The 6,890-nt window shown below is 32.5% G+C and carries 12 protein-coding genes and 1 tRNA gene; 2 read left to right on the forward strand and 11 right to left on the reverse strand.

Features of this window, described 5'->3' with window-relative positions; all coding sequences use genetic code 11:
- Positions 1–396: 396 nt before the first annotated feature.
- Positions 397–969: a hypothetical protein gene (locus tag Q4Q55_RS09065; RefSeq protein WP_303372494.1), complete on the reverse strand. Its 573-nt coding sequence runs from the start codon at positions 967–969 to the stop codon at positions 397–399.
- Positions 970–993: 24 nt separating this feature from the next.
- Entirely contained in the window at positions 994–1,137 is a 144-nt protein-coding gene (locus Q4Q55_RS09070; RefSeq protein ID WP_303372495.1) for a hypothetical protein, read from the reverse strand.
- Here Q4Q55_RS09070 and Q4Q55_RS09075 point away from each other — a divergent pair.
- Positions 1,136–1,309, forward strand: coding sequence for a hypothetical protein (locus tag Q4Q55_RS09075; RefSeq protein WP_303372496.1), 174 nt, complete (start codon positions 1,136–1,138; stop codon positions 1,307–1,309). The two genes, Q4Q55_RS09070 and Q4Q55_RS09075, sit on opposite strands and share 2 nt — an antisense overlap.
- Before the next feature lie 25 nt (positions 1,310–1,334).
- On the opposite strand, the gene Q4Q55_RS09080 is transcribed toward Q4Q55_RS09075, so the two are convergent.
- The 5 genes from Q4Q55_RS09080 to Q4Q55_RS09100 form a co-directional block, all read right to left on the reverse strand.
- Positions 1,335–1,406, reverse strand: a tRNA-Gln gene (locus Q4Q55_RS09080).
- Positions 1,407–1,572: 166 nt separating this feature from the next.
- Entirely contained in the window at positions 1,573–2,427 is an 855-nt protein-coding gene (locus tag Q4Q55_RS09085) for a zinc-ribbon domain-containing protein (RefSeq protein WP_303372497.1), read from the reverse strand.
- 46 nt (positions 2,428–2,473) lie between these two features.
- Complete coding sequence (locus tag Q4Q55_RS09090; RefSeq protein ID WP_303372498.1) at positions 2,474–2,863, reverse strand: hypothetical protein; 390 nt, start codon at positions 2,861–2,863, stop codon at positions 2,474–2,476.
- 61 nt (positions 2,864–2,924) lie between these two features.
- Positions 2,925–3,344, reverse strand: coding sequence for an RNA-binding protein (locus tag Q4Q55_RS09095; protein ID WP_303372499.1), 420 nt, complete (start codon positions 3,342–3,344; stop codon positions 2,925–2,927).
- Positions 3,345–3,370: 26 nt separating this feature from the next.
- On the reverse strand, positions 3,371–3,928 hold the full coding sequence (locus Q4Q55_RS09100; protein ID WP_303372500.1) for a 50S ribosomal protein L15e: 558 nt from the start codon (positions 3,926–3,928) through the stop codon (positions 3,371–3,373).
- Positions 3,929–4,158: 230 nt separating this feature from the next.
- Here Q4Q55_RS09100 and Q4Q55_RS09105 point away from each other — a divergent pair, with 230 nt between their 5' ends.
- Positions 4,159–4,560: a DUF3795 domain-containing protein gene (locus tag Q4Q55_RS09105; protein ID WP_303372501.1), complete on the forward strand. Its 402-nt coding sequence runs from the start codon at positions 4,159–4,161 to the stop codon at positions 4,558–4,560.
- A 254-nt stretch (positions 4,561–4,814) separates the two neighbouring features.
- On the opposite strand, the gene Q4Q55_RS09110 is transcribed toward Q4Q55_RS09105, so the two are convergent.
- The 4 genes from Q4Q55_RS09110 to Q4Q55_RS09125 form a co-directional block, all read right to left on the reverse strand.
- Positions 4,815–5,534: a right-handed parallel beta-helix repeat-containing protein gene (locus Q4Q55_RS09110; protein WP_368660154.1), complete on the reverse strand. Its 720-nt coding sequence runs from the start codon at positions 5,532–5,534 to the stop codon at positions 4,815–4,817.
- 96 nt (positions 5,535–5,630) lie between these two features.
- On the reverse strand, positions 5,631–6,053 hold the full coding sequence (locus tag Q4Q55_RS09115) for a DUF3021 domain-containing protein (RefSeq protein WP_303372502.1): 423 nt from the start codon (positions 6,051–6,053) through the stop codon (positions 5,631–5,633).
- Positions 6,054–6,061: 8 nt separating this feature from the next.
- A complete protein-coding gene (locus Q4Q55_RS09120; RefSeq protein WP_303372503.1) occupies positions 6,062–6,502 on the reverse strand; it encodes a LytTR family DNA-binding domain-containing protein in 441 nt (146 codons plus the stop codon).
- A 3-nt stretch (positions 6,503–6,505) separates the two neighbouring features.
- Positions 6,506–6,778: a 2TM domain-containing protein gene (locus Q4Q55_RS09125; RefSeq protein ID WP_303372504.1), complete on the reverse strand. Its 273-nt coding sequence runs from the start codon at positions 6,776–6,778 to the stop codon at positions 6,506–6,508.
- Positions 6,779–6,890: the final 112 nt, after the last annotated feature.

Raw genomic sequence — 6,890 nt, forward strand, 5'->3', positions numbered from 1 at the left:
CACCTATTATATCACTTACTCCCATTATATCACCTTTTAAATGTATTAATTAAAACTCATTTTGAGTTAAAATTATTTTTATTACTAATTAAATATAATCTTTATTATAATTTTATGAATATAATGATTGAACAATATTTAATTAGAGAAATAATGTTTTTTCACAATATGAGTAAGTTTTAATTACCCATATCTGTGAAAGTTGTTTGTGTGATGGTTTTGGAAAGGCCATATCAAGCTTTTTAACATCTCTAAATACTTACTTATAGTTCATAATGGAATTCCAAGTAATGCAATGATGAAAATAATTTCATCCGTTAATAAGTGAGTAAGGTACGGAACAATCATGTTTTTGGTTTTAATATATCCGTAAAACTCAAATATTGAACCAAAACCCTATACGAAAAGTGCAAATATTAACATAGTAGGATTATATGCATGGAATCCTGCAAACATCACCATTATTATAGCAACAGAAATGATTACAGATATTTTACGGTTATTTGAGAATTTGTAAATCACTCTTAAGAAAAATATGAATGGGATGAACTTGAAGAATTCCTCACCCATCAATGAAAATATTGATGTGACTAATGTCATGACTGTTACTGGTTCTGAACCCATAGTTCCTGGGCTGACTATTCCAAATTGCTTCAATATCATCTCCATTACCATTGCATATACAATATATCCGACAAAAAGAGCCACTATAAGGACAAGATCTTTACGGGACGGCATTCTGAATATTGCTTTATAATCCCATTTCAAAAAATATAAAACAGGTACAATAAACACTATGCAGCCTAATATTATAAGAGGCAGATTTCCTGAAATCACTGCTAGTAATGTTCCGGCAATGAATGCAATAAATAATACAATCCATCCCCATTTGGGAATATAAGGATTTTTATTATAAAACGGAAAATCATAACCTTCATCTTCAAATTTAAATCTATCTATTACTGTCATATTATCAACTTTGTTTTAATTATTCTAAGATCTTTCAGGTATTTCTGCGAACCAATTGGTTTTCTCACCTACCAAATACATTACAGCAAATAGTATTATTTCAAAAATAATTGTTGCTACAACACTCTCTAATTGAGGATTTGATGTTGATACGTGGAGTCCGAGCATGACGAATAAACCAACAGTAAAATTATTTGCGGTAATTAAAAAAACAATCTACAAAACAACTTATAATTCAGCAAAAGAATTAATAAACTTGTTTGAAGAAAAATTCTATGAAATTATTGAATCAAAATCATTTTATGAAAATTGGCTTGAAGTAAATGGTATAAACTTTTAGAGAAAAACTATAATTGAAAAGTAAGTAGTCCCGAGCGGGGTCGAACCGCTGTCTTTGGGTCCAGGGCCCAAAAGGATTGCCGCTACCCTACGGGACTATACAATTATTTTTAGAAATCATACTATATAAATTAATTTCAGCTTTGTAGAAATCCTATTTGATTTTCACAAAAATTTTTTAAACATCTATTTTTTATATCACTCTCTCCAAAAATATTTCTGTAATGAAATATGTTCTTAATGACTTGCAATTATAGTATATGACTATTTTAATGTGAAATCTTTACATAAACTTCCAAAGGATACAGAATACCCTAAACTACAACAATATTCAGTATACCCTTCATCATCAAAATTACCAACTATCCCCCCATGACTATCAAAAAATTCTTCGTAGCAATATGAACAATCCCAGCTACAATAACCTCCACCATGAATTTCAATCCATTCTAATTCTTTACGTCTTTTTTCTCTTTCTCTTGCAATCTTAGCTTCTTCTTTTTCTCTTATAATTCTGGCTTCCTCTTCTTTTCTTGCAATTCTGGCTTTTTCCTGCATAATTGCTTTTTTAAATTCTTTTTTTATGAAGTGTTTAATTTCTTTCCTGCTCATGTTTTCTTTTTTATCAATTAGCTTGTTTTTTAGATTATCTTTAATGGAACTTATGTATTTTTGGCCAATATTGTTATTGCTTATTTCCAATTTGATTTCTGATGACTCGAATATTTCATCAATCATTTTTAATATTTTCTTTTCTTCTTCTTTTTTGATTTTGTACTCAATTATTAATTGATTCACCCTAAATTCCACACCCGCACTTTTAATTTGACCAGAGTCTATTTCTTTTTCAACTTGTTGTCTGATAGCTTTTCGAGTATTGATCGTATTTAAACCATTTCTACTTAATTGATTATCAAAAGATTTATTGGAAAATATATCTCCACCAATTACTCTTTTAAGTTCATTTTTAGCATTCTTTTTTTCTAAATTATCTGAGTATTGATTTAGAGAAGGATTATTCTGTTTTATATCAAATGTATCTATTTTAGTCCCACAATTTATACAGTAATTATAATTATTTTCCAATTTAAATCCGCAATTAGTGCAAAAATTAGCCATGTTCCATCATCCAGATTTAGTTTTTTAACAAATTTCAGTCAAAAAGTTAACTATGAATCACAGTCACATTTCCATCATATGTGCATCCCTGATATTTGCCATTGCCTGCAAAAGTAAATTCTCCATAATAATTGTCGCTGCCGGCATCGGGCAAATATTGTGCATTTTCAATAGTGAATTTTCCACTTTCATCGGTTACGACATCAACAAGAGTTCCCATTTCATAGCCCGGTTTGTGGAATGTTATTGTTTGATTTGCAACACCGTAACCATAGGCATCAGATAACATACCCGAAAATGAGGCATTTTCAGCCACTTCAGTCTCATTAATAAGTATGAATGTAGGCACATCATTGTTGAACTGGAACCAGAATACACCCATACAAATTACAAAAGCAACCAACAGAACAATTAAATAATAACTTTTCCTTTCCATTCAATCACCTTCAATTAGTATATTGAAAAATGATTAAAATAAAGTTTACTTTAATTTGAACTTAATCATTTAAAATAGCTTCACGGACCTTGTCAACTGCAATCTGTTTTTTAGCAGGAAAAGCGGCAATCTTTACTTTAAGATGAATTGAATCTCCGGAATCAAGGATGGTCCATTTTTCATCAAGTGCATCTTCTTTATCGAATCTTAAAAACCAGTTACCTTTCTCATCGATTTTGCGCTCTAAATCCCCATTTAATTTGTCTAAATCTGTCCACTCGAGGAGTGTATTAAAAAAAGTCTTTGTGTATCGTTTTTTAGATACCATTCCGGATAAGATAATTATCTTATCTTCAAGCAATCCTTCAGCCTCTTCCGCTTGGATTTCAGCTTCGGGAAGAATATTTAAAATAGCTTCGGAAATCTCATCAACACTTTCATTTTCATAAACGAAAGCTCTGAACTTAATATTATGAATCATTTTAATCAAAAGGAATTGAAGAAAAATTAGATTTTTCTTCTTCTAGCTTGTTCTGAGCCTTTTCCTTTAGATTTGATTCCACGTCCTTTATTACCAGCACTAGTTAAGCCTCTGAGAGCTCTGTTAGTGTGTTTTTTGGAGCAAATCCAATTGATTTTTTTATCGTTGATAATTGAAGGACTGTTAGGATCAACTAAAATTACTTCGTAATATTTATATTTTCCGTCAGCCCATACCCAATAGGAGTTCAATACTTCTAAGTTAGGGTATTTTTTAGCTACACGTTCTTCAGCAATTCTTTGAATGGATTTTGCTTGGGTAATTTTGTTTACACCCATTCTTTTAGGTTTACGACCGTTGAAGTGACGGGTTTTTCTTCTTCCACCACGTCTTACTCTTGTTCTTACTAAGACGAAACCTTTTTTAGCTCTGTAACCTAAACTTCTAGCTCTGTCGAGTCTGGTTGGTCTTTCAATTCTTTGAACTGCTTTTTGTCTTCTCCATTTAGGAGCTCTTTGCCACATGAGTTCACGTACGTAGGACTCATCTGGGTTTTTCCATGCGTCTCTAATATATTTATACATAAATAACACCTTTTTGTTCAGCCACGAAGGCCACATCCATATGGGAACTTATCCCCAAAAAAAGTATTTTAGCACTGCCATAAAAATAACAGTAATCAAATATTTGTTTTATGTATTTATAAAGGTATCGTTGAAATTGAAATTTTAACCGTTATTTCAATATGAGTTAAATTTTAATAACCTCCCCAATAACTCAAAATATTAATACAGCATAATATAAATCATATACCATGAAGATGCCCGAAGAGATAAATCCAAAACTGCTCGCACCTTGCGGAATAAACTGCATCAGCTGTGAAAAATACCAGAAACCCTGTGCAGGATGTTTAATCAGCAATGATGGGAAAAGCAAGGCCAGCTTAAAATGTAAAATAAAGACTTGTTTTGAAACCAAAAACTTCAGCTACTGCGGGCGCTGCAGTGAGTTTCCATGCCCGCTGATGAAGAAACACTCCAAAAAATATGTTAAAAGGCATGCCTTAAACACACTTGAAAGTGCAAAAAGAATCAAGACCACAGGCATCGGACGCATGATGGTTCAGGACAGAGAAAAATGGTTATGTCCAAAATGCGGAGGGGTTGTGAAATTCCAAACTAAAGCCTGCAGCGAGTGCGGATTTCAAGTTGATTAAATGCAATACTCAATTAATTATTTCGATTGTTAATTTGATAACTATCGATTTAAATTTAGCATTACTTAATTTAAACAAATTTCTTTTGAAAAATAGCTTTGAAAAATAATGTAATCTATATGAAAAAATAAAAAAAGAATAAATATGTTAAGAACATATTTATTTTGCCGGAATTTCGCTTTGCGGAACCTGATATGTGAAAACCGGAGCAAATACCCTGGATGTTGAAACAAGCAATGATCCGATTGAAATTTCTATTGTATTGTTGATGGAAATATAGTTACCTGCATCGAATCCGAATAATCCGACACCGTTAACAACATCAAATGTAACTTCAACTTCACCGTCTGTCCCCTGTTTAATGTGGCATACAAATCAAATGAAGTAAGATTTGAAGCTATTTCACCGTTCTTATAAAATGTGATGCTGTAATTTCCAGGACTGGTGGAATTTATTCCTTTAAATACAATATAAGTTGTGTTGATTCTTGGACACATTGTTCCATATCCCACAACAGCAGTGTCATAATCCCATGTTGTATAATCATTCTTTCCGTACCAGTTTGCATCAAGTTGAAGCCTTTCGCTAGGATTCAATAGGCCTCCACCGTATATTCCTTCAGGATTTGCGCTTAACTCACCTAAAATCATCATACTAGGGCCTCTTGCATTTCTGTAAATTGCATTGTCAGTCACAAGAGGTTGAACAGGATTTTCAGCCAAATCGTAACCTGCATTGAATCTGATTCCCTCCAACACATTATCCGTGATTGTATTTTGAGTTATTACAATTCCTGTTGAATTGTTTGCATCGATTGAAATTCCCAGATGGTTGTATGCGATGTGATTTTTATTTACGGTGACATTCACTGCGGAATTGTTTAAGAATATTCCATAGCCTGATGGGCCTTCAGGGACTGTCAGAATGTACAATCCTATTTGTTCGGATATTTCATTGTTTGTTATTTGAATTATGTACTTGGATTTGTTGTCGTGTTTATCCTATTGATTATCGGATATAAAAGAGAAAAAGAAGTGTAAATAGCTGAGTTATTTATCGTTATACTATTTTTAATTTTTTAATTTCTTATTTAAGTCATTGGCAACCAGATAGTAATAGATATAAAAACTACACCAAGATATGGCTGCGAATATGCATGCTATAACAATCCAGCTCACTATTGGCCAGATACCCAATTCAACAGGCATCCAATGTAAATAAATCGCAACAATGAACAGTACTGTCATTCCAATGCCCATCTGGAAGATTATCTGAAGCGGAAATGCAATATCATCTCTTTCATAAATCAAGCCAGATAGGGAAAATGCCCATCCGACAACAATAGATCCGAAAAATGCACCCATTATATCATTTCCTGAAAAATTAACATTTTGAGAACCTACCTGAAGACAAATGAAAACCATTACACACATTACAATAAAACAACCCACAAATGCTCCCAATGCCAATCTTTTAATTATGTCAATCTTCATTATTCCACCTACAAATCCAATGCATTTTTAAAGTCCGGCAGATATTTTCTCGAAATATTGTCCTTTAAACCATTTTTAAGCTCTATAAACATCATTCCCCTAAGGGAAGGAGCTACTCGCTCAATCTTTTTTATGTTAACGATAGTCGTTTTGGAAATTCTTACAAAATCGCCGCTTAACGTTTCCTCCACCTGATACAATGGTTTCTTAATCAGATAGTCATTACTTTGCGTATAAACCTTAACCTGTTTTTCCTCAACCCTAAGCATGAACACTTCACTGAATTCCAAAAGAGCTATATCGGATCCCTTTTTAACTGCCAGCATATCATTTGAGTCATCATTTTCCAATATGGACATTGCTTTAGTAATATTATCGGTTAACTCATTAGTATGGATATCTGCATAAGGCTCTTCAACATCTCTTGATACAAATAAATTTACTTTCATAATCTAAACTCTTAATTTTTCCATTTCCTCTTGTATTTTACGTTCCCTATAATCTTCACTATCAAACTTAGAGATAAATACAAACGCATTTAAAAATTTCGCAACTACACCGATCCCCCAGAAAAATACGGGGAACAATACCCACCAGAATTGAGGAGTGAATATCCAGTTTATTACAGCCAGGAATGCGTTCACAATAACATAGATAGTGAAACTTCTATAGAATTTTATTTTATTATCTACACGTTTTTCTGCTCTTGATCTCAAATCGCTCATTTAATCACCCATTTTAGATATTTCTTCTTGAATTTTTCTTTCCTTATAATCATGTCCAACAATATCTTCAAAAGAGTATGCATCAAAAAAGTCATCGAGGACTCCTAATCCC

The sequence above is a fragment of the Methanobrevibacter sp. genome (assembly GCF_030539555.1).
Classification (GTDB): Archaea; Methanobacteriota; Methanobacteria; order Methanobacteriales; family Methanobacteriaceae; genus Methanocatella.